The 24,054-nt window shown below is 71.1% G+C and carries 20 protein-coding genes; 11 read left to right on the top strand and 9 right to left on the bottom strand.

What is annotated here, in order from left to right:
• The first annotated feature begins 548 nt into the window (after window positions 1-548).
• Entirely contained in the window at window positions 549-1,340 is a 792-nt protein-coding gene (locus tag ACFWP5_RS43170; RefSeq protein WP_384170074.1) for a hypothetical protein, read from the top strand.
• A 19-nt stretch (window positions 1,341-1,359) separates the two neighbouring features.
• On the opposite strand, the gene ACFWP5_RS43165 is transcribed toward ACFWP5_RS43170, so the two are convergent.
• On the bottom strand, window positions 1,360-2,040 hold the full coding sequence (locus ACFWP5_RS43165) for an ATP-binding protein (RefSeq protein WP_384170072.1): 681 nt from the start codon (window positions 2,038-2,040) through the stop codon (window positions 1,360-1,362).
• Window positions 2,037-2,699, bottom strand: a complete 663-nt coding sequence (locus tag ACFWP5_RS43160; protein ID WP_384170070.1) for a response regulator transcription factor — start codon at window positions 2,697-2,699, stop codon at window positions 2,037-2,039. The genes ACFWP5_RS43165 and ACFWP5_RS43160 overlap by 4 nt, the downstream gene beginning before the upstream one ends.
• A 252-nt stretch (window positions 2,700-2,951) precedes the next feature.
• Here ACFWP5_RS43160 and ACFWP5_RS43155 point away from each other — a divergent pair, with 252 nt between their 5' ends.
• Entirely contained in the window at window positions 2,952-3,125 is a 174-nt protein-coding gene (locus tag ACFWP5_RS43155; protein ID WP_384170081.1) for a hypothetical protein, read from the top strand.
• Window positions 3,126-3,162: 37 nt separating this feature from the next.
• On the opposite strand, the gene ACFWP5_RS43150 is transcribed toward ACFWP5_RS43155, so the two are convergent.
• The 3 genes from ACFWP5_RS43150 to ACFWP5_RS43140 all read right to left on the bottom strand — a co-directional run bounded on the left by ACFWP5_RS43150 (window position 3,163) and on the right by ACFWP5_RS43140 (window position 6,544).
• Window positions 3,163-4,353 (bottom strand): serine hydrolase domain-containing protein, encoded by a 1,191-nt coding sequence (locus ACFWP5_RS43150; RefSeq protein ID WP_384170068.1) that lies wholly within the window; start codon window positions 4,351-4,353, stop codon window positions 3,163-3,165.
• A gap of 149 nt (window positions 4,354-4,502) precedes the next feature.
• Entirely contained in the window at window positions 4,503-5,162 is a 660-nt protein-coding gene (locus ACFWP5_RS43145) for a response regulator transcription factor (protein ID WP_384170066.1), read from the bottom strand.
• A 65-nt stretch (window positions 5,163-5,227) separates the two neighbouring features.
• A complete protein-coding gene (locus tag ACFWP5_RS43140) occupies window positions 5,228-6,544 on the bottom strand; it encodes a sensor histidine kinase (RefSeq protein ID WP_384170064.1) in 1,317 nt (438 codons plus the stop codon).
• A 201-nt stretch (window positions 6,545-6,745) separates the two neighbouring features.
• On the opposite strand from ACFWP5_RS43140, the gene ACFWP5_RS43135 reads away from it, so the two are divergent.
• The 5 genes from ACFWP5_RS43135 to ACFWP5_RS43115 all read left to right on the top strand — a co-directional run bounded on the left by ACFWP5_RS43135 (window position 6,746) and on the right by ACFWP5_RS43115 (window position 12,459).
• Window positions 6,746-6,997: a hypothetical protein gene (locus tag ACFWP5_RS43135; RefSeq protein WP_384170062.1), complete on the top strand. Its 252-nt coding sequence runs from the start codon at window positions 6,746-6,748 to the stop codon at window positions 6,995-6,997.
• Entirely contained in the window at window positions 6,994-7,737 is a 744-nt protein-coding gene (locus tag ACFWP5_RS43130; protein WP_384170060.1) for an ABC transporter ATP-binding protein, read from the top strand. The genes ACFWP5_RS43135 and ACFWP5_RS43130 overlap by 4 nt, the downstream gene beginning before the upstream one ends.
• A gap of 3 nt (window positions 7,738-7,740) precedes the next feature.
• Window positions 7,741-10,272: an FtsX-like permease family protein gene (locus tag ACFWP5_RS43125; protein ID WP_384170058.1), complete on the top strand. Its 2,532-nt coding sequence runs from the start codon at window positions 7,741-7,743 to the stop codon at window positions 10,270-10,272.
• A 397-nt stretch (window positions 10,273-10,669) separates the two neighbouring features.
• Window positions 10,670-11,845: a hypothetical protein gene (locus ACFWP5_RS43120; RefSeq protein WP_384170078.1), complete on the top strand. Its 1,176-nt coding sequence runs from the start codon at window positions 10,670-10,672 to the stop codon at window positions 11,843-11,845.
• On the top strand, window positions 11,809-12,459 hold the full coding sequence (locus ACFWP5_RS43115) for a hypothetical protein (RefSeq protein WP_384170056.1): 651 nt from the start codon (window positions 11,809-11,811) through the stop codon (window positions 12,457-12,459). The genes ACFWP5_RS43120 and ACFWP5_RS43115 overlap by 37 nt, the downstream gene beginning before the upstream one ends.
• Window positions 12,460-12,487: 28 nt before the next feature.
• Here the strand turns inward: ACFWP5_RS43115 and ACFWP5_RS43110 are convergent, their stop codons facing one another.
• Entirely contained in the window at window positions 12,488-14,938 is a 2,451-nt protein-coding gene (locus tag ACFWP5_RS43110) for a hypothetical protein (protein ID WP_384170054.1), read from the bottom strand.
• A 178-nt stretch (window positions 14,939-15,116) separates the two neighbouring features.
• Here ACFWP5_RS43110 and ACFWP5_RS43105 point away from each other — a divergent pair, with 178 nt between their 5' ends.
• The 4 genes from ACFWP5_RS43105 to ACFWP5_RS43090 all read left to right on the top strand — a co-directional run bounded on the left by ACFWP5_RS43105 (window position 15,117) and on the right by ACFWP5_RS43090 (window position 21,567).
• Window positions 15,117-18,185: a tetratricopeptide repeat protein gene (locus tag ACFWP5_RS43105; RefSeq protein WP_384170052.1), complete on the top strand. Its 3,069-nt coding sequence runs from the start codon at window positions 15,117-15,119 to the stop codon at window positions 18,183-18,185.
• 647 nt (window positions 18,186-18,832) lie between these two features.
• A complete protein-coding gene (locus tag ACFWP5_RS43100; protein WP_384170049.1) occupies window positions 18,833-18,994 on the top strand; it encodes a hypothetical protein in 162 nt (53 codons plus the stop codon).
• A 470-nt stretch (window positions 18,995-19,464) separates the two neighbouring features.
• Complete coding sequence (locus ACFWP5_RS43095; protein ID WP_384170047.1) at window positions 19,465-20,721, top strand: serine hydrolase domain-containing protein; 1,257 nt, start codon at window positions 19,465-19,467, stop codon at window positions 20,719-20,721.
• Between the two features lie 132 nt (window positions 20,722-20,853).
• Window positions 20,854-21,567, top strand: coding sequence for an alpha/beta hydrolase (locus ACFWP5_RS43090; protein ID WP_384170076.1), 714 nt, complete (start codon window positions 20,854-20,856; stop codon window positions 21,565-21,567).
• Here ACFWP5_RS43090 and ACFWP5_RS43085 read toward each other — a convergent pair.
• The 3 genes from ACFWP5_RS43085 to ACFWP5_RS43075 form a co-directional block, all read right to left on the bottom strand.
• Window positions 21,534-22,445: a YihY/virulence factor BrkB family protein gene (locus tag ACFWP5_RS43085; RefSeq protein WP_384170045.1), complete on the bottom strand. Its 912-nt coding sequence runs from the start codon at window positions 22,443-22,445 to the stop codon at window positions 21,534-21,536. The two genes, ACFWP5_RS43090 and ACFWP5_RS43085, sit on opposite strands and share 34 nt — an antisense overlap.
• Complete coding sequence (locus ACFWP5_RS43080) at window positions 22,435-23,019, bottom strand: hypothetical protein (RefSeq protein WP_384170043.1); 585 nt, start codon at window positions 23,017-23,019, stop codon at window positions 22,435-22,437. The genes ACFWP5_RS43085 and ACFWP5_RS43080 overlap by 11 nt, the downstream gene beginning before the upstream one ends.
• An 82-nt stretch (window positions 23,020-23,101) precedes the next feature.
• Window positions 23,102-24,054: DUF6286 domain-containing protein (locus tag ACFWP5_RS43075; protein WP_384170041.1), on the bottom strand; the 953-nt coding region annotated here is incomplete at its 5' end.

Below are 24,054 nucleotides of genomic sequence, written 5' to 3'. Positions count from 1 at the left end.
CCCGCCCGTCCGGTCGACTGAGCATCAGGCAGCGAAGCCGCCAGATCCTCCCACGCCCCGTGCACGTCCTCCCCGGCCATCCCGGACTGCGTGATCACCGCGACGCGTGGCTCGGCAGCCCGTCGAGACGGGTGAGGAAGCCGACGCCGCAGTCGCTGTGGTCGCGGGCAGGGTCGTACAGCCCGAAGGTGGGGTGATTCACGTGCCCGTCCTGTGAGCGGCTCTGGCTGGGGGTACCTTCCAGGCCCTTGAGGCGCTGAGGGAGGACGGCCAGACTGCGTCGGTGAAGCGCTCGCCGCGGGCGGACCGGGGGACGGTCGGGCCCTGAGTGGCGGGAAGAGCAATAGCAAGGCTTGCCTAACTTGGATGGCAAGGGTGGGCGGCGAGCGCCGATAGCACCCCGCGCACGCCGCTGACCAGCGCATCGGCGGTCCCGTTCAGGTTGCTTTCAGGTCCGTACGGGCCTTGGACAACTCATGCACCGTAAGCGCAAAAGCTCTGGCAAAAAGGGCTGGGGCAACCGTCGGGCACCGTGTCAGGGTGCCGCCATGACGACAGATCACCTCACCCACAAGCGGCCTCCGCGCCACATCCGGCACGCGGCGAGCAAGGTGCCGGAGGTGACCGTCTACTTCTGGATCATCAAGGTGCTGACCACCGGCATGGGCGAGACGGCCTCCGATTTCCTGGCCCATGTGTTCGGCCCGATCCCCGCTGTCGGCCTCGGCGGGATCGCCCTCGTGGCGGCTCTGGCGGTCCAGTTCGCCGCCCGCCGTTACGTCGCCTGGATCTACTGGACGGCGATCGTCATGGTCAGCGTCTTCGGCACGATGGCCGCCGACGTGCTGCACGTCGGGCTCGGGGTGCCGTACGCCCTCTCCACTCCGTTCTTCATGATCGCGCTGGCCGCCGTCTTCGCGCTCTGGTACGCGAGCGAGCGCACCCTGTCGATCCACAGCATCACCACCCGCCGCCGCGAGATCTTCTACTGGTCCGCCGTACTGGCCACGTTCGCGCTCGGCACCGCCGCGGGCGACCTCACCGCCACGATCGGACTCGGCTACCTCGGCTCCGCCGTGCTGTACGCCGCCGCGATCGCCGTACCCGCCCTCGCCCACCGCGCGGGCCGGATGAACGCGGTCCTCGCCTTCTGGTCCGCGTACGTCATCACCCGCCCGCTCGGTGCCTCCGTCGCCGACTGGATGGCCCTCGGTCATGCCCGGGGCGGGCTGGCGCTGGGTCTGGGGCCGGTCACGGCGTCCTGGACGGTGGCCATCCTCGGCTTCGTCGGCTACCTGGCCGTCTCGCGCAAGGACATCCGGCCGGACGCCGTGGCGTGACGACTCCTCGATGCCGCCGTCACCCCGACGGCAGGGCGACCACGAACCGTGCTCCGGGCGCGTGCCCGGGGTCGTACGTCACCTCGCCGCCCGCCGACCGGGCCAGTCGGCGGGCCAGCGGCAGCCCCAGGCCCGCGCCGCCGTGTCCGTCGCCGGGATCCGCCCGCCGGCCGGGCTCGAAGAGCTGTCCGGCGAACGGGGGCGGTACGCCGGGTCTGTCGTCGACGACGTCGAGGCGTACGCCGTCGGGTGCGTCGCCCGGTGCGCGGTACACGCGGACGGTGACGGTGGAGCGGGCGTAGCGGCACGCGTTGGTGAGGAGCGGGCTGACGATGCGTTCGAGGTGGGCGGGCGGGACTCCGGCCGTCAGACGCGGGCCGGCGTAGATCCACACGTTGGCGTCGAGGAGGTCGTCGTGGGAGGTCTCCAGGACACGTACGGTGCCGCCGCTGGTGTCGACGGTCGTGGCCACGGCGGCGGCCCGGGTGCGCAGCTCGTCGTCCGCCGGGTGCTGGAGGCGGTGATCGGCCACCGCGTTGAACGCGACCGTGAGGACCAGCATCAGCAGCGCGGCCGTGGTGAGGGCGACGAGCGAAAGGCGACCGCGGAGGGTGCGGGGCGCGAGGCGGCGGAGACCTCCGAACCGGCCGCCGTAGCACCCGGGTTGACGCCGGAGACGGTCGCGGCGGACGCCGTTCATGACAGGTGGTGGCCGATACCGCGGGCCGTGCCGATCGTACGGTCGCTGCCCGCCTCCCGGAGCTTTCGGCGCAGCCGGGTCAGATACTGGTCGAGGGTGTTGTCGTGGACCCGGGCGCCCTCGGGCCAGCCCGCCCGGACCAGCTCGCGGCGGCCCACGATCCCGCCGGAGGCCGCCATGAGCGCGGCCAGCAGCCGGAACTCGGTCGGTGTCAGACCGACCCGGGTGTCCCGGACGCCGACCGCGTGCCGGACGGCGTCCAGGACCAGGTCTCCCTCCGGGGCGGCGGCCGGCGGCGCGGTCCGCTGCAGCGCCGCCCGCAGCCGGGCCGCGAGTTCGACCAGGTGGAACGGCTTGGTCAGGTAGTCGTCACCGCCCGCCGAGAACCCGGACAGCCGGTCGTGCAGCCGGTGCTGGGCGGTCAGGAAGACGACCGGCGAGCGGAATCCGTTCGCCCGCATCGCCTGGCACACGTCCCGCCCGTCGGCGTCGGGCAGCCCGATGTCGAGCACGGCGGCGGAGATGCCGGCGCCGGCCAGCCGCAGGGCGGTGGCCCCGTCCGGCGCGGGCACGGTGTCGAAGTCCTCGTCGCGCAGCCCGCGCATCAGCACGTCCCGCAGGGCGTGATCGTCCTCGACGACCAGGATGGTCGGGCGCATGGTCCTCCCTGCGGTGACTACAATCCTGTAGACGGTCTACTGAACTGTAGACGAGGGTGCCGTCACGCGGCGGTCAGCATGCGTTCAGGCACCCGCAGGCACCGTCGGGCCCCATGAGGTACGAGATCTCCGAGACCCCCGAAACCTCCCGGAGCGGTGACCCGGCCCGGCCCTCCCACGGCCTGCGCTGGAACAAGGTCCCCGAAGTCACCGTGTACCGGCACGGCGGCCGGCGACCTGGTCTCCGAGCGCATGAACCTCGGCTACTGGCTCTCCGCCGTCCTGTTCGCCCTGGCCACCGCCGACTCCGGTACGGCGTCGGAGACGGCGTTGCGCCTCCTCGCCGAGAGGACCTCGCCGGGGAGGGCCGCACACCAGGGTCCGGACGGCATGCGGCGGCCCGGGTTCGTCGAGGCCGCCGGCTGAACCTGTCCGCCGCTTTCGCTATTTCGTTCCGCGTCCGCTATTTGCCTGCGGTGGTGCAGAGTTCGGTGTCGATCAGGGCGTTCTGGGCCACCTCCGTGGACAGGTCGGACGCGCCGTCGCCCGTCGCCTCCAGGACGACGGTGTGGCGGCCGTCGGCGCTGACCCCGTCCCGGGTGGTGTAGCCGAACACGTCGCCGGCGTGGCTGTAGTAGACGCCGCCGCAGGTCAGCGGGATCTCCATCAGGCCCAGGCCGTAGCGGGCGCCGGGCCAGACGGGGTCCAGGGACGCGGCTCGTACCGTCGTCTTCATCTCCGCCAGTTGGGCCGGGTGCAGGAGCTTGCCGCCCAGGAGCGCCGAGAAGAAGCGGGTCAGGTCGCCGGTCGTGCTGATCATGGCGCCGGCCGACCCGGCGGATGTGGGGTTGACGGCGGTGACGTCGATGACCGGGCCGGTTCCGCCGAAGTCGGAGTAGCCGTGCAGGTGTTGGCCGGGGATACGGGCGGAGGCGTCGGGGGCGGAGGTGTCGCGCAGGCCCAGCGGACGGATGACGCGCCGGGTCACCTCCTGCTGCCAGGTGTGACCGGTGGCCTTCTGGATGATCATTCCGGCGAGGATGTAGTTCGTGTTCGAGTACTCCCACTGGGTGCCGGGCGCGAAGTCCGGGGCGTGCCGCATCGCGATGCCCACCAGCTGCCGCGGGGTCCAGGTGGTGTACCGGTCGGCCTGGAAATTGTCCTCCGTGGCGATCGCGGGGAAGTCGGCGGTGTAGTTGAACAGTCCGCTGGTGTGGTTCAGCAACTGCCGTACGGTGATGGCGTTTCCGTCGTTGCCGTTCCCGTCCACCACGCCGGGCAGCCAGTGTTCGACGGTGTCGTCCAGCGAGACGTGTCCCTCGCCCACCAGTTGGAGCATCACCGTGGAGACGAACGTCTTGGTGCTGCTGCCGATCCGGAACCGGTCGGTGGCGCGGGCCGCCCGCTCCGTGGCGGTGTCGGACATCCCGGTGGTGGCGTAACGCCGTCCGTCCGGGCCCGTCGACTGGGCTACGACAGCGACGGTCCCCGTCTTCTGGATCGCGTCCACGCTCTGCTGGAGGGTGGTGCGCTGCCGGGACTCCGTGGCGTTCGTCGTACTCGTGCTGCTCTTCGCGCTCGCGGCGGGCGTCGCCAGGCCGAGGCCGAGTGCGGCCAGTGCTGCCACGGCTGTGAGGTGACGTGTCGTCAACATGGGCTGTCTCCCTGGGAGTTGGTGGTCCGGCACACCGGACTCGCGGTGTGTTCACCAACCTAGGGAGACGGCACGGGGTGATCGATCCAGCCCGCGGGCCGGTCCGGCGTACAGCCTGCTGTACCAAGGCCCGCCGTCCGAGGGGGGCGTCAGGCCAGCCGTCGTAGATCCTCCAGGTAGCGCAGGACGGCCGCTACCCGGCGGTCCACCTGGTCCGTCGGGGACAGGTCGAGCTTGGCGAAGATGCTGCGGATGTGTTTGTGGACGGCGCCGTCGGTGACGACGAGCTTCTCGGCGATGGCGGAGTTGCCCAACCCCTCGGCCATCAGGGCGAGTACGTCCCGTTCGCGGGGGCTGAGCCGCTCCAGGCGGGTGTCCTGGCGGGAGCGGGTGAAGAGCTGGGCGACGACCTCCGGGTCGATGGCGGTGCCGCCGGCCGCCACGCGGTGCAGCGCGTCGAGGAACTCCTCGACCCGGCCCACCCGTTCCTTGAGCAGATAGCCGAGACCGCTCACCCCGCCGCCGAGCAGCTCGGTGGCGAAGCTCTGCTCGACGTACGCCGACAGCACGAGCACCGCCAGGTCGGGCCGCCGGCGCCGGGCCTCGACCGCGGCGACGATCCCCTCGTCGGTGTGGGTCGGCGGCATCCGTACGTCGAGGATGGCGACGTCCGGCTTGTGCACGTCGATGGCGTCCAGCGCCTCGTCGGCGGTGCCGGCGGTGGCCACCACGTCCAGCCCCTCGGCGCGCAGCAGCAGGGCGAGCCCCTCGCGCAACAGTGCGTCGTCCTCGGCGATCACGATCCGCATGTCCGTCACGCTCCACAGCTCAAGTTCCGCATCGCAGGCTCTCTTTGCTCGTCACGATCCCCAACTCACGTACCGCAGGGGAGATCCACGGCCAGGACGGTCGGGCCGCCGGGCGGGCTGGTCAGGGTGAGGCCGCCGTCGTGTGCGGCGATACGGCGGCGGATACCGGTGAGGCCGGAGCCGCCCTCGGCTCCCCCAGAGCCGAAAGCCTGGGAAGGGCCCCCAGCTCCGCCCCGGCCGTCGTCCTCGACGCGCAGCAGGATGCGGCCGCCGCTGCCGCGTGCCGTGATCGTGGCGTGCGCGGCGCCGCTGTGTTTGGCGATGTTGGTCAGGGCCTCGGCCACGACGAAGTAGGCGGTCGCCTCGACGGAGGCCGCGCAGCGTTCGGGTACGTCCACGTCGATCCGGCACGGCACCGCGCAGTCCGCGGCGAGACCGGAGAGCGCGCCCGCCAGACCCCGGTCGGCCAGCACCGGCGGCAGGATGCCGCGCGCGACCGTGCGCAGTTCGGCCAGCGCCTGTTCGGCGGCGGACTGGGCGCGTTCGAGGAGTTCGTCGGCGCCGTCCGGGTCACGGGCCACCATGCGGCGGGCGGCCCCGAGCAACACGGCCACGGAGACGAGCCTGTTCTGCGCGCCGTCGTGCAACGACCGCTCGATGCGCCGCAGTTCGGTGGCGTGCGCGTCGAGGGCGGCGGCACGGGTGGCGGTCAACTCCGCGACGCGCAGGGAGAGATCCACGTCGGGACCGGCCGCGAGGAGCCGCCGCCCCGGCCCCGACTGCAGCCGGGCCATGCCGGGCGTCAGCCCCAGGATGATCGCGATCCAGCCCACGCCCAGCAGCGCCACGGCGAGGGCGTCCGGCCAGGTGTGCGCGTTGCCGATGCCCAGCGACGTGGCCGTCGTGTTCTCCGGCATGAACGTCCAGTACAGGGGGAACGCGCTGTCCCGTACGGCGGTGATCGGCAGCAGGACGCCGAGCAGCCCGAGCAGCAGTCCCAGGGTGGAGTGCCGTAGCAGCCAGCGCAGTTCGCGGTGAGTGGCGGGGTCGACGAGGGCGGGCCGCAGCCGGTTGGGCGGGGGCTGCGGGGCGACGACCTCGGGTCCCCAGCGGGCGAGCCGGTCGCGTTCGCGGCCGGCCAGGGCGTGCAGGGCGCGCAGCGACGCGGGCGCCATGAGCAGCCCCACCCCGACGACGCTCGTCACGGCGGTGAGCACCAGCCACAGCAGCAACACCACCGCGAGCACAGCTGTGTTGAGCCCGGAGGCGAGCTGGGCGATCGCCCGGCCCGCGGCGCTCAGGGTCCGTAGCGCGATGTCCTTGAAGCTCTCGCGTTGGACCGCCATCGCACCTCCCGCCGTCTCCCGCGTGCTCGCTGTCATGCGAACGACCCTATCCGTACGTCAGTTCTTCGTGGACGGAGGAAGAGCGCGGGAAGAGGGGAGCGCGGGAAGAGGGGAGTACAGCCTGCTGTACCCCGAACCGGGCGGGCTGCGGGATCGGCCCGCAGGGGTGCTGATCCATAGCGTCGGTGACGACAGCAGGAACGGCACCAGACCCACCTGACCTCGGGAGAAACCCCCATGCCGCAGCCGACGACCCACCCGACGACGACCCACCCGACGACCACGCACCCGACGACCACCGATCCCGACCGGCTCACCCCCGGGGACATCGCCCGCACCCTGCTCTGGATCGTGGTGGTGGCCAGCGCGCTCGCCAACATGGCGGTCTCCTTCGGCGGCGCCGACACCTGGGTGCACCTGGTGTGCGGCGCGGTCACCGTCCTGTGTGCGGGCACCCTCGTCGTACGCAGCCTGCGGGGCCGGCGATGAACACCACAGCCACCGTCACCACCACGGCCGCCATCGCCCTGGAGGGCGTCAGCAAGGCCTACCCCGGAGGCGTACGCGCCCTGGACGACGTGTCGTTGACCGTGGAACGCGGCACCTTCCTCGCCGTGATGGGACCCTCGGGCTCCGGTAAGAGCACACTGATGCACTGTGCCGCCGGGCTCGACTCCCCGACGTCGGGCAGTGTCCGTATCGACGGTCACGAGATCGCCGGGCTGAACGAGACCAAGCGCACCCAACTGCGCCGCGAACGCGTCGGGTTCGTGTTCCAGGCGTACAACCTGATCCCGTCCCTCTCCATCGAGGACAACATCACGCTGCCGCTCCGGCTGGCGGGCCGCACCGCGGACCGCGACTGGCTGCGCACGCTGGTGGAGCGGGTCGGCCTGGCCGACCGGCTGTCCCACCGCCCCGCCGAGCTCTCCGGCGGGCAGCAGCAACGGGCGGCCGTCGTACGGGCGTTGGTGGCCCGCCCGGCCGTCGTGTTCGCCGACGAACCGACCGGTGCGCTCGACCTGCGCAGCGCCCACGAAGTCCTGGACCTCCTCCGCGACCTCGTGAACGACCTGCGCCAGACGGTCGTCATGGTCACCCACGACCCGGCCGCCGCCGCCCGCGCGCACCACGTGCTGGTGATGGCCGACGGCCGCGTGGTCGACGCCCTCAAGGCACCGACCGCCGCCGAACTGGCAAGCCGCCTCGTCGAGTTGGGAAGGGCCTGAGCCATGTTCCGTCTCGCGATACAGATGGTCGGGCACCGCGTCACCGCGCTGATCGCCGTGGCCTGCGCGGTCTTCGGCGGTGCGGCGCTGATCACCGCCACCGGCGTCCTGGCCGAGTCCGGCCTCCGCTCCCACCTGCCCGCCGGCCGCCTCGCCGGAGCGTCCGTCGTGGTCGCGGCCGACCAGGAGTTCCACCCGCCCGGCGACCTCGCGCTCGCGCTGCCGGAACGCCGTAGGATCCCGGCCCAACTGGTCGGGGAACTCGGTGAGTTGCCGGGCGTCACCGCGGCGGTCGGCGACATCGGCTTCCCGGCCGCGCTCGTCGACGCGCACGGTCGGGTCGTACCGGCGTCGTCCGAAGATCCTCAGGTGTCGGGGCACGGTTGGTCCTCGACGAAGCTGCTGGCGAGTGCGCGCGTCGAGGGCAGCGCGCCGACCGGTTCCGGCGAGGTCGCCGTGGACAGCGCCACCGCCGCCGCGGCCGGTATCAAGCCGGGCGACCGCGTCCAGGTCGTCGTAAACTCCCGCCCCGCGAGCGCCTATCGCGTATCGGCGGTCGTCAACACGCCGGGCGCCGGTGTCTACTTCGCCGACAAGACAGCCGTAGGTCTGTCCGGTCTGTCCGGCCGTGTCGATCTGGTGGGCCTCCGTACCGCGCCCGGTGCCGAGGAGCGAGTCGCCGCCGAAGTCCGTACGAAGCTGAAGGGCACCGGACTGCAGACCGTCACCGGAGCCGAGCGGGGCGACACCGCCGCACCCGGCGCCGGAGCCTCCCGTTCGCTGCTCGTGCTGCTCGCCGGTTCGCTGTCCGGGATCATCCTGCTGATCACCGGGTTCGTGATGGCGAGCGCGCTGGCCGTGGCGATCGGTGGGCAGCGGCGGGACCTGGCGTTGATGCGGGCCGTCGGGGCGACCCCGAAGCAGATCCGGCGGCTGGCCGCCGCGCAGTCCACCGTCGTCGCGGCCGTGGCCGTGGCGCCCGGGGTGGGGCTCGGGTATCTGCTGGCCGGACAGTTCCGCGGGCTGCTCGCGGACCGTGGGGTCATTCCGGCCGAACTGCCCCAGACCTTCAGCCCGTTGCCCGCGCTCGCGGCGATCGTGCTGATGATTCTCGCCGTCCAGGTGTCGGCCCGCTGCTCGGCCTGGCGCACCTCGCGGATGCCGGCCACCGAGGCGGTCGCCGAGTCGCGCAGCGAGCCGCGCAATCCGTCGCGGGCCCGGACTCGTATCGGCGTGGTCGTCATTGTCGTGGCGACCGTCATGTCGGCCCTGCCGCTGTTCTCCCGCACGGTCATCGGCGCCACGGCCACCTCCCTCGCCGGCATCATCGGGGCGATCGGCCTGGCCATGGCGGGACCGGCGCTCGTGCGGGGCATCGGCGGCGCGGCGGCGCGGGCGACACGGTACGGAGGCTCGGCCCCGACCTGGCTGGCGATGGCCAACCTGCGCGCCTACGCCCTGCGCAACGCGGGGATCGTCTCCACCCTGGCCATGGCGGTCGTGTTCGTCCTGACGTACACCTTCACCCAGACCACCGTGCTGGCCGCCACCGCCCAGGACACCAGTACCGGCACCCTCGCCCAACTCCGCCTGAGCGCACCGGGGTTGGGCGGGCTGCCCGACGGCACGCTCGCCGCCGTACGGAAGACGCAGGGCGTACGGGCCGCAGCTCCCGTCGGGACGACCACCGTGGTGTGGCAGTACAAGCAGTTCGGTGACCCGGCGGCCGAGTCGGGTTCCGCGACGATCCTCACGCCGGACGCGGCGGGCGTCCTCGACCTCGACGTACGGGACGGCAGTCTGAGCCGGCTCACCGGCGCGACCGTCGCCGTCAGCAGCGATGTCGCCCGCACCCGTTCCGCGACGGTGGGGCACACGGTGAACCTGGTCCTCGGCGACGGCACCCGCGTCGACGCCAAGGTCGTCGCCGTGTACGGCCGGGGCCTCGGCTTCGGCACGGTGGTGCTGTCCCACGACCTGGCCGCCGGACACACCACGACGGCACTCGACCAGTCCCTCCTGATCCGTACCGACGGCACGGCGAAGGCCCGGCAGAACCTCACGAACCTCGCCGCCGCGGGCCCCGGCCTGACCCTCGGACCCGCCAACTCCCCTTCCACCGGCGGCCTGAAGGACGCGCCGCCCGAGGTGTGGATCAACCTCGCCACCATCGTCGTCCTGCTCGTCTACCTGCTGCTCAGCATCGCCAACAAGCTGGTCGCGGCCACGGCTCAGCGCAGGGTGGAGCTGGGTGCCCTCCGGCTCAACGGCACGACCCCCCGCCAGATCCGCGCGATGATGCGCCGCGAGGCCGCGGTGACCGCCGCCACCGCGCTCACCACGGCACTCCTGCTCTCCGCGATCCCCCTCGCCCTCCTGGGCCAGGGCTTCCTCGGCCACCCCTGGCCGGCGGGCCCGGTCTGGCTCCTGCCGGGCCTGGCGCTCACGGTCACGGTGACGGCCTTCCTCACCATCGAACTCCCCACCCGGCAAGCGCTGCGGACCCCGCCTGCCGACGCGATCCGCGCTCAGTGAGCGGGTGCGGAGGCGGAACTCCGGCCGGGCGCCGAGGTGGTGGGCGTCGCGGCCGGATGGGCAGCCGCGACCTCGACCCGGTTGCGCGTGCGCGGCTTGGTCCAGATGGTCGCGAGGTGGCGACGCGCCCCTGCCGGGAACCGGTGTTCCCAGTGAGCGAAGTTGCCTGATCTCTCTCATAGAGAGAGGCGTTACGGCATCGGCATCCGAAGCCCTGTGCTGGTCGGCGACGGGGCAAGGGTGTTGCAAGAGGCCTGCAAGGAAAGCGCTGTGCGTACCGGGAACCCCCCTGTCGTCTGAACGAAACGACGAGCGACGGGGGAATCGCGTGTCTGTCAGAACGACGAAACCAGCACTGATCGAGCAGGGACACTGGCTGACGGTCCGGGACTGCAAAATGGTCCTGGTGGTCGTGCACACAGTGACCTTCGCCCAACGCCTGCGCGAGGTCTTCGAGTTGCTGGAGACCGACCTGCGCATTCAACTGGTCTTCACGATCGCACCCCATGCCTTCGGCAATGGAGTGGCCGAGTTCCTGCAGAGCCTGGGCATCACGGCGGTGCCCTGGGATGAGGCCCTGCGGGCCGAGTTCGACCTCGCGCTCGCGGCGGGCTCGCGCGGAGTGCACGAACTGCGGGCTCCGGTCGTACGCATCTCGCACGGGGCAGGACAGATCAAACTGCTCACCGACGTCAGCACGTTGGCGCCGGGAGAGCGGAGGTCACCCGGGATGCTGAGCCGCCAGCACCTGCTGCACGAAGGTCGGCTGGTCCCGTCGGCGATCGTCTACGCCCATGACCGGGAGCTGGAGGAACTCGCCCTGTCCTGCCCGGAGGCGCTTCCGGTGGCTCACGTGGTGGGCGACCCGTGCGTCGACCGGATCATGGCCGGCAGGCCCAGGCGCGATTCCCACCGCCGTGCGCTGGGAATCGAGGACGGACAGCGGCTTGTGGCCGTCACGTCCACCTGGGGACCGGCTTCGACGTTCGGGCGGCTCGACGCTCTGCTGCCGCAACTGCTGGGCCGACTGCCGGGCGACGGCTACCGCGTCGCGATGCTGGTCCACCCCAATGTGTTCGCGGGGCACGGCACCCGGCAGGTGCACGGGTGGCTGTCCAGCTGCCAGAGCCGGGGGATCGCGGTCGTCCCGCCGGAAGCCGACTGGCAGGCGGTGCTGATCGCCGCCGACGTGATCATCGGCGACCACGGATCGCTGACCGCGTACGGCACGCTCACGGACGCGGCGATGCTGCTGACGGCCGGATCCCGACGCGAGGTGTCGGCCAGTTCCCCGGCGGCTCTGCTGTCCGCCGTCGCGCCCGTGCTCTCTCCGGTGTACCCGCTGGCGGAGCAACTGGAGTACGCGGCACAGCTGCACCGTCCCGGACAGTACGACCATGTTGCCGCCTCGCTGTCGTCGGCGCCGGGCCAGTTCCACCGGCGGATGCGTTCGGTCGTCTACCGGATGCTCGGGCTGGGCGAACCCGCCCGTGCGCCGTTCGTCGCGCCGCTCCCGCTGCCTCCGTCCCTGACGCGGTGGCAGATCTCCACTGGATGCGGGGCGGCACTGTGAGCGGCCGGCCCGCGACCCCGGAACCGGATGCCGCCTGGGCCACGGTGTACTTCCGTGCGGCACCACCCGGTGAGGTACTGCGTGGTGACGGCTCGGACGACCGGGCGTCCTTCGTCGACTGGCGTTCGGACTTCGTCGTCTGGCGTTCGGACGCGGCACACGGTTCGGCTCTCGTACGGTCCGACCCGCTGCCCTCGTCGGCGGAGCGGCACGCGTATCCGTATCCGCCTCTCTGCCCGCACGCGGTCGGCCCGCTTCCCTGCGATGTGCACCTGTGGGTGGATGCGGACAGTCCGGGGCGGACCGAGCTCATGGAACACGCCGATGTGCTCGTGAGCCGCGTGCCGTTGCCGCTCGCGTCGGCTCACCGGCGGGTGCGCGGGTTGCTGGCGGGCCATCCTGGATGCCTTGCGGCCGCCGTGCTCGATACGACGACGAGGTGTGTCGTCGGGGTACGGGACCGGACCGGTGCCGTGTCGTTCGTACGACCCGAGCGGGGTGGGTCCGACGTTCCGCTCCCACCGCACGTGGTCGTCTCGGTCGTCCACGCCTGGGCGGTGTCCGGAGGATCGCCGCGCGCGCTGCGTTCCGTCGTAGCGATGCCGCGTCGTTGACCGGAGGGACGACCGGCCGCGGCGGCGGTCACGGCCGCCGCAGCCGGTCGTCCAGACGCTGTGCGTCGTCGGGGCTCAGACGACGGAAGAGATCCCGGGAGGCCTGGTAGTGCCGTATCGATTCCGCATGATCGCCACGTGACTCGGCGGCCTGGCCCAGCCATTCCAGGCAGCGTGCCTCCCAGTGCTCGGACCGGGCGTCACCCGCGCGGAAGCGCGTGAGGGACTCCCGCAACAGCCGGACGCCGCCGGTACCGTCCCCGCCGCGGTCCAGGACATGGCCGAGAAGAGCGAGGACGCGGGTCGCCTCGTACGTCTCTCCCAGTGAGTCCAGTTCGGTGCCGGCCCGGCGCAACTGCTCGGCGGCCGTGGCCAGGTCGTCGCCGGCCAGAGCGGTTTCGCCGAGGCGCCGTCGGGAGAGGGCGGCACCGCGCCGGTAGCCGATCGACTCCCTCAGCCGCAGGGCGTGCTCGAAGTGTTCGCGTGCGTCGTCGAGCCGGTGGGTCAGGAGACCGACGTGTCCCAATCCGCTCAGGGCCTGCGCCTGTTGGCGTACGTCGCCGTCGGCTGTGGCCATCTCCAGCGCCTGCCGGTACCAGTCGGCCGCCTCCGGATACCGGCCGGCGTTGCGCAGGCCGATCGCACCGGAGGTGAGCATGCGCCCCTCCCCCTGCCTCGATCCGCTTCGGCGCGCCGCGTCGAGACCCAGGCGGTGCGCCTCGATCCACATATCGGACGGACGTAATCGCAGGAAAAGCGTCCATATGCGGTCCGTCAGGCGCCAGCAGGAGGAGTACCAGCCGACCCGGGCCGAGTGTCGTACGGCGCCCATCAGGCCGTTGCGGTACGTGTCCAGCCAGGCGAGCGCCTCCTCCGGACCGTCCAACGGGGCCGGAGGCACGGTCGCCGCCGGGAGGTCGTGCCCCGGCAGCCGGTGACTGGGGGTGAGGAGGCTCTCCGCCGAAGCCGCGGTGGCCAGGCACCAGTCGACGAAACAGCGCAGCGTGCGCTCGTGCCGGCCCGGATCCTCCAGCTCCTCGCCGAGCCGACGGGCGTGTGGCTGGACCAGGTCGTGGAATCGATAGGTGGTCGGTCCCGTCTCCTCCAGGAGATTCGCCTCCACGAGAGCGTGCACGGCGATGTCGGCGGCGGGCCCGGTGTCATGCGGCCCCTCCCCGTCTACCGCGAGGACGGTCAGCAACGAGAGGTCGTGACGATCCGCGGGCAGCAGCCCCATCCGTCGGTACAGCGCACGGCCCTCGTCCGGCAGGATCTCGTACGACAGGTCGAGCGCCGTACGCATCACGGCCTCCCCGTCGACGCGCAGCGTGTCGACGGCACCCTGGCCGCGGGCCAGGCTGTCGGCCAGGGCGGACACGGAGTGGTGGGGGCGCAGGGCGAGTTGGGCCGAGGCCAGTGCCACCGTCAGCGGCAGCCGTCCGCACAGTCTGACCACCTCACGCGCGGCGGCCGGCTCCCGCGCCACGCGCGTCCCGGCGCCGACGGCGAGAAGCTCGACGGCCGACTCGGTGGGGAGCCCCTCCAGCCGGTGGACGGACGCGCCGTCGACGCGCAGTCCGGTCAGGTTGCTTCTGCTGGTCACCACGGTCAGACCGGTCGGCGTGCCGAGCAGGAGCGGGCGCACCTGAGCGGCCGTGAACGCGCTGTCCAGGAGGACGGCCAGCCGCAGCCCCGAGGTCATCGAACGCCACAGCGCGCTCCGTTGGGCGATCCCGGCCGGTACCGAGGAGGCGCCGAGCGCGACCAGGAACGCTTCCAGGACGACGGCCGGGGAGGCGGGACCCTGTTCCCCGCCGGTGGTCTGTCCGCCCAGGTCGGCGTAGAGCTGGCCGTCGGGAAAGCTGTCGGCGTGCTCGTACAGCCAGTGGGTGGCCAGGGTGGTCTTCCCGACGCCCGCGAGCCCGCTGACCACCAGGACGTGCGCCCAGTGCGCCGGACGTCCGGCACGCAGGACGTCCAGGGCCCGTCGGTCCGCCTCCCGGCCGATGAACCGCGCGGTCACCGGCGGCAGTTGACGGGGCACGGGCAGGCGCGACGGGGGCGCCGGCGAGGCCGAGTGGAAGTGGATGCCTCCGGAGATGTCCCGGGCCTGCACGCTGGGGCCGTGGACTACCGAATCGCCGCTGATGACGTTGGCGGTCCCCGCGGGTGCGGGGCCGGGCGGTGTGCGGGCGGGGCCAGGATGGCGGTGCAGCCACTCGGCCAGCGCGTCCCGCGTCGCCGTGTCGTGCGAGGCCAACGCGTGTAATTCCAGGGCCAGTTGCCGCCGGACCGTTGCCCTGACAGGCTGCTCGCTCGTTGTGGGCGGGGGCCAGAGCCGCGTCACCGCGGGGTCCGCACGGGCCGCTGTGTCCACCACCCGGGCCAGATCGCGCCATGAGGGGGATTCCGGGTCGGTGCCGCAGCCGGCGATGGCCGACAGCAACGCTTCCAGTCCGTTGGAGGAGAAAGCACGCACGTGGCAACTCCTTTCGATCCTCCTGGAGTCACTCCCCACTCCGCACAAGAAGTGAACTAATGCGGCTGTTTATCGGTCAATTTTGGGCTCACAGTGTCCGCTCGTGGTCGATTGTGCGGGGTCCATGGCACTCTCGAATGCTCGGCAATCGCAGGCCCTACCGGCGGGGAGGACGCTGGTGGACTTCGAGATCAGGCTTTCGGGATCCGTGGAGATTCGGGCAGCGGGTCGCCGTAATGATCTTGGATCGACAAAAACACGGTTGGCACTCGCCTGCCTCGCGTGGGACGCGGCCCGTACGGTGAGCGTGGACGCCCTGATCCACCGTATCTGGGACGAGCATCCGCCCGGCAAAGCGAGGGAAGCGCTCCACGTCCACATCTCGCGGATCCGGAGTTCGCTGCGGATCGCAGGGGGCGACGCGCCCGCGATCGTCAGCCGCACGAACTCGTACTCCCTGGAGATCGACCCGGACCGGGTGGACCTGCGCTGTTACACGAGCTGCGTCGAGCGAGCCCGCTCCTTGGGGGACGGCGGGGACGAGGAAGGCGCTCTGCGCCTGCTGGACCGGGCGGACGGTCTCTGGCACGGTGAGCCGCTGGCCGGGATCACGGGGTCCTGGGCCGAGCATCTGCGCGCCGCCGTCGAGGAGACCGGTCTCGCGGCCGCGATGACCAGAGCCGAGATCCTGCTCCGCGGAGGCAGGTTCACCGACGCCGTTCCCGTGCTCCTGCCGTTGGCCGAGGCACATCCGGTGGACGAGGCCCTGGCCGAACGACTGGCCGTCGCCCTGTACGGCAGCAACCGGACGGCAGAGGCGACCCGACTGCTCCAGCGGACGCGGCAGCGGGTCGTCCGGGACATCGGTCTCGACGCGGGCCGAGGGCTGCACCGCGTCCACCAGGGAATCCTGGCGGGGACGCCTGCGGAGGCGCTGTTCCCGCGCACCGGGGCCGGGGAGAAGGCGTCCCCCAGGCCGACGCGCCGGGTGCCGGACAATCTGCCCCGCGATGTTCCGTGGACCGGACGGCGCGATGAACTGCGGCGGCTCACTTCGGCGCTCTGCGAAGGACAGGGATCCTCGGACATAGTCACCGTCGAGGCAATTCACGGAATGGGAGGCGTAGGCAAATCGAGCCTTGCTGTCCATCTGGCGCATCGATTACGGGACCGGTTCCCTGACGGTAGGATTTTTCTGCATTTGGGCGGCTATGCCGCCGACCGGACGCCGCCGACCGCCACCCGGGCACTCACCGAACTGCTGCGGCTCGTCGGTATGGCCAGCAAGGAACTACCGCGTGAGCTCGACGAGTTGGTCGCACTGTGGCGCTCGGTGACGCATGACCGCCGGATGCTGGTGATCCTCGACGACGCGACCTCCTCGGACCAGATCCGCCCCCTGCTTCCGGGGTCCTCCCCGACAGCGGTCATCGTGACCAGCCGCCGTCGACTGCCGGGACTGCCCGGGGTGCGGCCCGTCTCCCTGGACGTGCTGCCGGCCGAGGACGCGGGGGCGCTCTTCGCTCAGCGACTGGGGAGAGGGCGCGACACCGACCCGGCGGACGTGGCGGAGATTGTCCGGATCTGTGGGCATCTCCCGTTGGCCATCGAGATCGCCGCGAGCCGGTTGCTCGCCCGTCCCTCGTGGGCCACGTCCGACCTGTTGCGCCAGCTGGGCGGATTCGGTGGACATCTGGCCCAACTGCGCGACGCGGACCGGACATTGACGCATGTCTTCGCAGTCTCGTACGACGCGCTGAATGCCGAGCAGCAACTAGTCTTCCGCCGTATCGGACTCCACGTGGGGGTGGATTTCAGGCCTCCGGCGATCGCCGCGCTCACGGGATTCTCCTTGGAAACGGCCGAACGCGTACTTGAGGAACTACTTGCTCACTACCTTGTGTTCGAGCCTGTTCCGCTCCGTTTCACCATGCACGATCTGCTGCGCGACTATGCGCGGTCGTTGCTTGAGGCCGATGACGCCGAGGACGACGTTCGACAGGCCGGACAAAGTCTGGTGGATCACTACATCCGGACTGCGGATCGGACGGACCGGCTGGCCTATCCCTTCCGCTCGCGCACGGATCTCGACGTCGGCGATTCAGCCACTCCGACGTGTCCGGAAATCGTCGACGCACAGTCGGCGGAACAGTGGTTGATCGCCGAGTCGGACAATCTTCTGGACACTCTCGACTGGCTTGTAAAGCACGGCACGGAACGCCAACTCGCCATTTCCGTCCATGTGTTGGCGGGATTCCTGGACATGGAGGGGCACCTCGTCGAGGCCGAGCCGCTGCTGCGGCGCGCCGCAGCCCACTGGAACGTCGCAGGTGACAGCGTGGCCAGGGCGCGAGCGCTGCTCGACCTCTGCGCGGTGTACACCCACGGCTCCCGTTACGGCGAGGCGATCGCGGCCGGGCGGGAGGCGCGTGACATCGCGCGGTCTCTGCGGGACCGGGAACTGGAGGGCGAATGCGTTCACCAAGTCACGATTTCTCTGTGGCAGACAGGTCAGTACACACTGGCCCGATCACTCCAGAAAGAGTCTCTTAATTCTCTTATGCAAACAGGAGATCGCCTCCGGATGGCGCGCTGTAGAAACCTGCTCGGCATCATTCACGTACACCTCGCCGAGTATGAAGACGCATTGGCATGCTTCACTTCGGCCCTCGTCGATTTTACGGCCATAGGGTATGAGCGGGGAAGATATAGTGCGCTGAACAATGTGGCAGAAGTGCGTAAGAAAACCGGGCACCTGGAGGATGCCGAAATCGCTTATCGGCAGGCGATGGTCGTGGCGGATCGGATGGGAAATCCGAGAGACAAAGCGACCCTCCAAATGAATGTGGCTTCCGTCATGGATGAGCTCGGCAGAACCGATGAGGCTCTTGCCGTGTATGGCATGGTGCTGCCGATCCTGCGGGACGTCGGAGACCGGCGGGCGGAGGCCATCGCTCTCACGCGAATCGGCAGGGCGCACCGTGCGGCAGGACGCACGGATGAGGCTCTGCGGCACCATGTCGCCGCACTTGAGGTGACACGTGCGATTCACGCGGTGGGCGATGAGGTGGACGTACTCTTCGATCTGTCCTTGGTCGAGCGTGATGCGGGTCGTTTTTCCCAGGCCGTGGCCCGGCTTGAGGAAAGCCTTGCCCTCAGTAAGGGCATAGGAGCTCCGGCGGAAGAGGCCCGGGCTGCTGCGGCGCTGGCCGACCTGCGGGGCGATGTTACCGGCGGGGCAAATTAGAGCGTCCCGGCGTGGTGATCAAATTGTGCCGCTCGAAGGGCTTCCCCTCAGCCGGATGGCCGGTATCGTTCTGCCGTGCGGAGCGATGGGTCCGGCAACCCAGACCGGAGACCCGTCTTGCCTGCGCATCAGACCTTGCCCGAAGCTAAATGAAAGTTGCGAATGTTCAATAAGTTCGTGAAATGCGTGGCGGCTGCGGTTGTGTTTACATGCATTGCATGTGTGACCGTTAATTACCTGGTTACAGTCACCTCGACAATATAAAGGATCCGGTGTCTGGTGCCTACCGCCGACGCGCGCTCGGTACCAGACACCGGCCCCGGATATGGCCGACGGCGACCGCTCCGGTGAGCGGGTGGTTCTGAGACGATGACGCTCCGATCCGTTCGGCTGGGGGTACAGGAGTGGATCCGATCTCGGCGAGTTTCCTCACGGCGGTGGCGACCGGGGCCGGCGGTGAGTTGGGGCAGCAACTCTGGGCGGCGCTGCGCGGGTTGGTACGGAGAAGCCCGGCAGGGGAATCTGCCGGATCGCCGGATCGGACAACCGGCGAAGCCGAACTGACCTCCTTGTCCGCGGCTCCCCACGATGCGGAGCGAGCACGGGCGCTCAGTGAGGCTCTGCGTCGCCGTGCCGAGCAAGACTCCTTGTTCCGAACGCACTTGATGCAGTGGCAGCAGCAGGCGCAGTTGCTGCGTACCGGAGACGGGGACGCGATCAACACCGTCAGCGGAGGGGATCAGAGAGGCCCGGTCGTCCAGGGGCGGGACTTCTCCGGGCTCAACTTCAATGTCCCGGGGCAGGGTTAGCACTCTCATCCGCGGCCCGCAGGCCGGCGAGCCCGATGATCGCGGGTGGCACGGAGAGGTGCCGGCAACGAGAGCGGTTCGGCGAACTGCGCCTGGCCCCAGGCCTGTTGCCCCCTGTGATCGAGGGGTTCTGCGTCTGCTGTCCGTCGCCGACGGGCTGGTGCGGCCGGCCGCCGAGGACATCGAGATCGCGGGTACGACGACCATGTGGGCGGACGAGGGGGTCGTCTTCGCCACGTCCTTCATCAATCGCGGCCCTGCGGCCTGTCCCGAGCCGGATGTCCTGGACTGCAGGCGGTCCGTGACCTGGTAGGCGGCCACGTCGAGTCGGTCGGGGCAGCCGGGTGCACTAGGCGAACATCGGTCCGAACGAGTGGACTCGCGGGGATGCGTACCGCAGGAGGACCCCCCACCCGCTTCCGGATGGTGCCGTGGCAGCCCCAACCCCGATCCGGAAGAAGCGCCCCGACATGCGACGTACCCCCTCCCGACGCCTCTTCGCAGCCGCGCTGCTGGTGGCGTCCGTACTGGCCGCCCCGGTGACGGCGGCCTCCGCCACCGCCGCCGGTACCGCCACCGCCACCGGCGTGGTCCAGCCCAAAGGCATCGACCCGCACGACCAGGACCAGTGCTCGTCCGACGGTCTCGGCCGTGGCGTGGCCGCTCGGCTCGACAAGGCCATCGCGGGCGTCCGTCGGGAGGCCGGTATCCCGGGTGTCGCCGTCGGGCTGTGGATGCCGGGCAAGGGCTGCTACGTCCGCGCGACCGGTGTCGCCGACAAGGCCACGCGCCAGCCGATGAGCACCGACTTCTACTCACGGATCGGCAGCGAGACCAAGACCTTCACGGTCACCGCGCTGCTCAAGCTCGTCGACGAGCGGCGGATCGGCCTCGACGACCCGATCTCCCGCTACGTCCACGGCGTACCGAACGGCCGCCACATCACCCTGCGCCACCTGGCCGAGATGCGCAGCGGCCTGTTCCCGTACAGCGCCGACCCCGACTTCGTGCACGACCTGCTGAGCGACCCGAGCCGCACGTTCACCCCGCAGGAGCTGCTCGCGTACGGCTTCAAGCACCACAACACCTCCGCACCGGGCAAGGTGTTCGTGTACAACAACAGCAACCTGGTCCTCCTCGGCCTGGTGATCGAGAAGGTCAGCGGACACCACATCGCCGACGTCATCGACCGGTGGGTGCTGCGCCCGGCCCACCTCGACCACACGCTGTTCCCCGACGGGCCGAACGTCCGCGAGTTCCCCGAGCCGCACGCCCGCGGCTACACCAACCAGACGCTGACCGGTGCGGTCGCCGACTCCACGGACTGGAACCCGAGTTGGGGCTGGTCGGCCGGCGCGATGATCTCGAACATGCACGACCTACGCAGCTGGGCCCGCACCGTCGCCACCGGGGCGCTGCTCAGCCCCGAGACCCAGAAGCAGCGCCTGAAGACGCTGCCGACCGGATTCCCCGGCCTCAGCTACGGCCTCGGCATCTTCGAGACCGGCGGCTGGATCGGGCACAACGGTTCCATCCCGGGCTACGAGTCCGTGACGGTCTACCTCCCCGCCCTCAAAGCGACGCTGGTCGTGCTGCTCAACACCGACATCACCACCGGGGGCCAGGAGCCGTCCACACTGGTCGCCCGCGCGGTCACCCAGATCGCCACCCCCGACCACGTCTACGACGGCACGGCCACCACACGCCAGACACTCCCCACGCGGTAGGAACGCCCCACACCCAACCGCCCGTCCGCCCGTCCGCTCCAGCCACCCCCTCCGTCCGCTCCGGCCACCGTCCTGAACGACACTGAACCCCCGGGTCGACGACGGCCCGGGGTTTCGCATGAGCGGGTGACTGTGGCGACCGAACAGACCGAACCAACCGAACAACGCGTTCCGTTGACGCTACGACGGCGTCCGCCGCGCCCGAAGGCCGTCGTCCTGGTGCTGCACGGCGGCCAGGAGACGAGCGAACGTCCCGCCCGGCCCTGGCAGTTGGCCGCGTTGCGTATGGGCCCGGTCGTACGCGCGGTGATCGCCGCGCTCCCGCACCAGGACGTCCTGGTCGCCCAGGCCCGCTACCGCCTCCGCGGCTGGAACGGCGACCGTGCCGACCCGGCCCGCGACACCCTGCGCGCGCTGGACGCCCTCGCCGAACTCACCGGCCCCGTGCCGACCGTGCTGCTCGGCCACTCCATGGGCGGCCGGGCCGCCCTGCGCGCCGCCGGTCACCCAGAGGTCCACGGCGTGGTCGCCCTCGCCCCCTGGTGGCCACCGGCCGAACCGGTCCAGCAGACGGCGGGCCGCCACATCGTCGCCCTGCACGGCGAACGGGACCACGTCACCTCACCCACCGAGACGGCCGACTGCGTACGCCGGGCACGGGACGAGGGGGCGACGCGGGCCGGCATGGCGGTCATCGCCGGCGGTGATCACGGGATGCTGCGCCGCCACGGCCTCTGGCATCACACGGCGGCTGCTCTGGTCGCCCATCTGCTCGACCCGGCCGCCACTCCCGACCCGCTGCCCGAGGAGAGCTACGAGCCCGGTGCCTCCCCCGTGCTGCTCTGACCGGCCTTCCCCTTGGAAAGCTCCGCCGCGAACTGCGCCCCGCTCAGCAGCGCAAGGTTCGACAGCCACAGCCAGATGAGAAAGACGACACTGCCCGAGAGCGACCCGTACAACCTGCTGTAGGCGCCCAGCGTCGTGGCGTACGTCGAGAAGCCCGCGGAGACGGTCAGCCACAATGCGGCGGCCAGTACCCCGCCGGGCAGGCTGTGTCCGCGTCGGCGTGCCCCCGCCGGGCCGGTGTGGAAGACGACCACGACCAGGAGCGCGACCAGGCACAGCAGGACCGGCCAGCGCAGCAGGTCCCACGCCCACGCGGCGGTCTCGTCCACGCCCGCCATCCGGCCGACGGCCTCCGCGAGCGGGCCGGTCAGCAGCAGCGTGAGCGAGCCGACGAGGAGCAGGCCGAGCAGCACCAGCGCGGTGAGCACGATGCGGGGCGCCTTGCGCCAGGGCGAACGCCGGTCCTGGATGCCGTGCATACGGTGCAGGGCGCGGCGGAACACGGCGAGATAACTGGTCGACGACCACAGCGCGCTGACCCCGCCGGCCACCAGCAGGGGCCACGCGGTGCGGTCGGTGCGCAGCACATGGGTCAGGGCGGCGTGCAGTTCGGTACCGGAGTCGGCGGGGGCGTACGCCGTGACGTGGGTGACGAACTCCTCGGCCGTGTCCGGGCTGATCATGCCGAACGCGATGACGGTGGCCAGCATCGCCGGCAGCACCGCGAGGATCGCGTAGTACGTGAGCGCCGCCGCGTAGTCCGAGATGTCGTCGTTCCACAACGACACCGGTGTGCGTCGCAGCGCCGGCCACCAGGCGGCCGGCGGCCGGAACCCGGCGATACGGCGGATCCGGCCGACGTACGACTCAGCGGACATGGGGCGCGCGGTGCGAGGCGGCACTCAGCCGGAGCCTGGTGTGCGCGGTGTACGGGGCCGCCGCCGCGTCGGCCTCCGCCGTCACCGCGCGCAGGGAGGGCAGTACGGCGTCCGGGGAGGTGTCCGGCTCCAGCCAGACCCGCAGCTCCACCTCCAGCCGCCGACCGCGCCGGGGCAGCACCCGCGCGTGCCCGCGTGCCACGCCGGGAACGCCCGTCGCCCGCGCCGCCAACGCCTCGGCCAGCGCCCGCGGACGCATCGTGCACCCGGGCGAGGGCAACGAGAGCTGCCGCCCCGGCCTCGAACGCACCTGCCCGAGAGCCCAGAACGCGAACACCACGGTCAGCCCGATCGACCCGGCCAGCACGCTCGGCGTCCACCAGCCCTCACCCCGCACCCGCGCCAGCCGTCCCGGCTCCAGCAGAACGGCACCCGTACCGGGGGAGGGCCACCAGGACGGCAGTTGGTGCGCGACGGTCCGGTCCGTGGCGGCGAGCCAGGAACCGGCGAGGAGGAGTGCGAGTCCGGTGGCGCCGAGGGCGGTTCGGTTGACGGCTGTGTGGGTGGCGCGCATCACTGGTCAACTTCCTTGGTGGTCACGGCGGTTCAGGGTGACGGGGGTGATGTGGTCGAGGGCGCGGCGCGGTTGGGGCCCCTCACTCGTCGACTCCCTTGGTGGCAGCGGTGGTTGCGGTTACCGAGGGCGCTTCCGTCCGCGGGGTTGGCGCCTGCCGGACGACCGGCTCCGGGCCAACATCCTTGGTGGCTACGACAGTTTCCGGCACCGAGGCCGGTCCGGGCGGCTGCCACACCGGCTCCGGGGTGACAGCAACCCGCACACGCGGCTCACGGCGCAGCCGGCAGGAGGCGACGGCGGCGCGGGCGGCCGCCGTCACCGCGGCGGACGCCTGGGCCCGGTCGCCGAAGGCGAGTGACGCCCGCACGGTGATCCGTCGGCGGCGTACCCGAACCCGTACCGCCCCGACGCCGGCCACGTCCCCCACCGCGCCGCGGACCAGGGACTCGACCGCCGAGCGGTCCACGGCGGCGTCGACGCGCTCGGCCGCCGTACGGACGGTGGACCGGCGACGGAGACCCGGAGTGAGGGCGAGCACGACCATCCAGACTCCGAGCAGAGCCGTAAGCCCGCCCGCGACCACGACGGCCGGGTCTCCGGGTCCGTGCCCGGACAGCCAGTGCACCGCCGAGACGCGCCAGGCCGCCGCCGCCCGGTGCGCGGTGTGCACCTCGACCAGGTCGAGGGCGAGCGCACCGCAGCCGAAGGCGGCCACCGAGGTCAGCAGGGCGACGGGGGTCCGTCGCCGGGACCACCAGCGTCTGTTGGTTTCTCGCAGGTCGGTCTCCCCGGCCGGAGACACCGGAGGGGAGGAGTACCTGGGCGCCGCGAGTGAGGTGACGTCGACGCGCGCGGTCGGGACCTCCAGCCCGGTCAGTTCCCGGGTGCGTTCCGCCACGTGCCGTTGGACGTCGCGCACACCCTCGGCGAGCGGGGACGGATAGGGGAGCGTCACGCCGAGGGACACCTCCGCCCTCCTGCCCCGTACGGTCGCCGTCGCTCGGGGCATACGGCCGGGCAGCGCCTCGGTGG

The organism is Streptomyces sp. NPDC058469 (assembly GCF_042721125.1).
Classification (GTDB): domain Bacteria; phylum Actinomycetota; class Actinomycetes; order Streptomycetales; family Streptomycetaceae; genus Streptomyces.
This window is presented reverse-complemented; position numbering and strand designations above follow the sequence as displayed.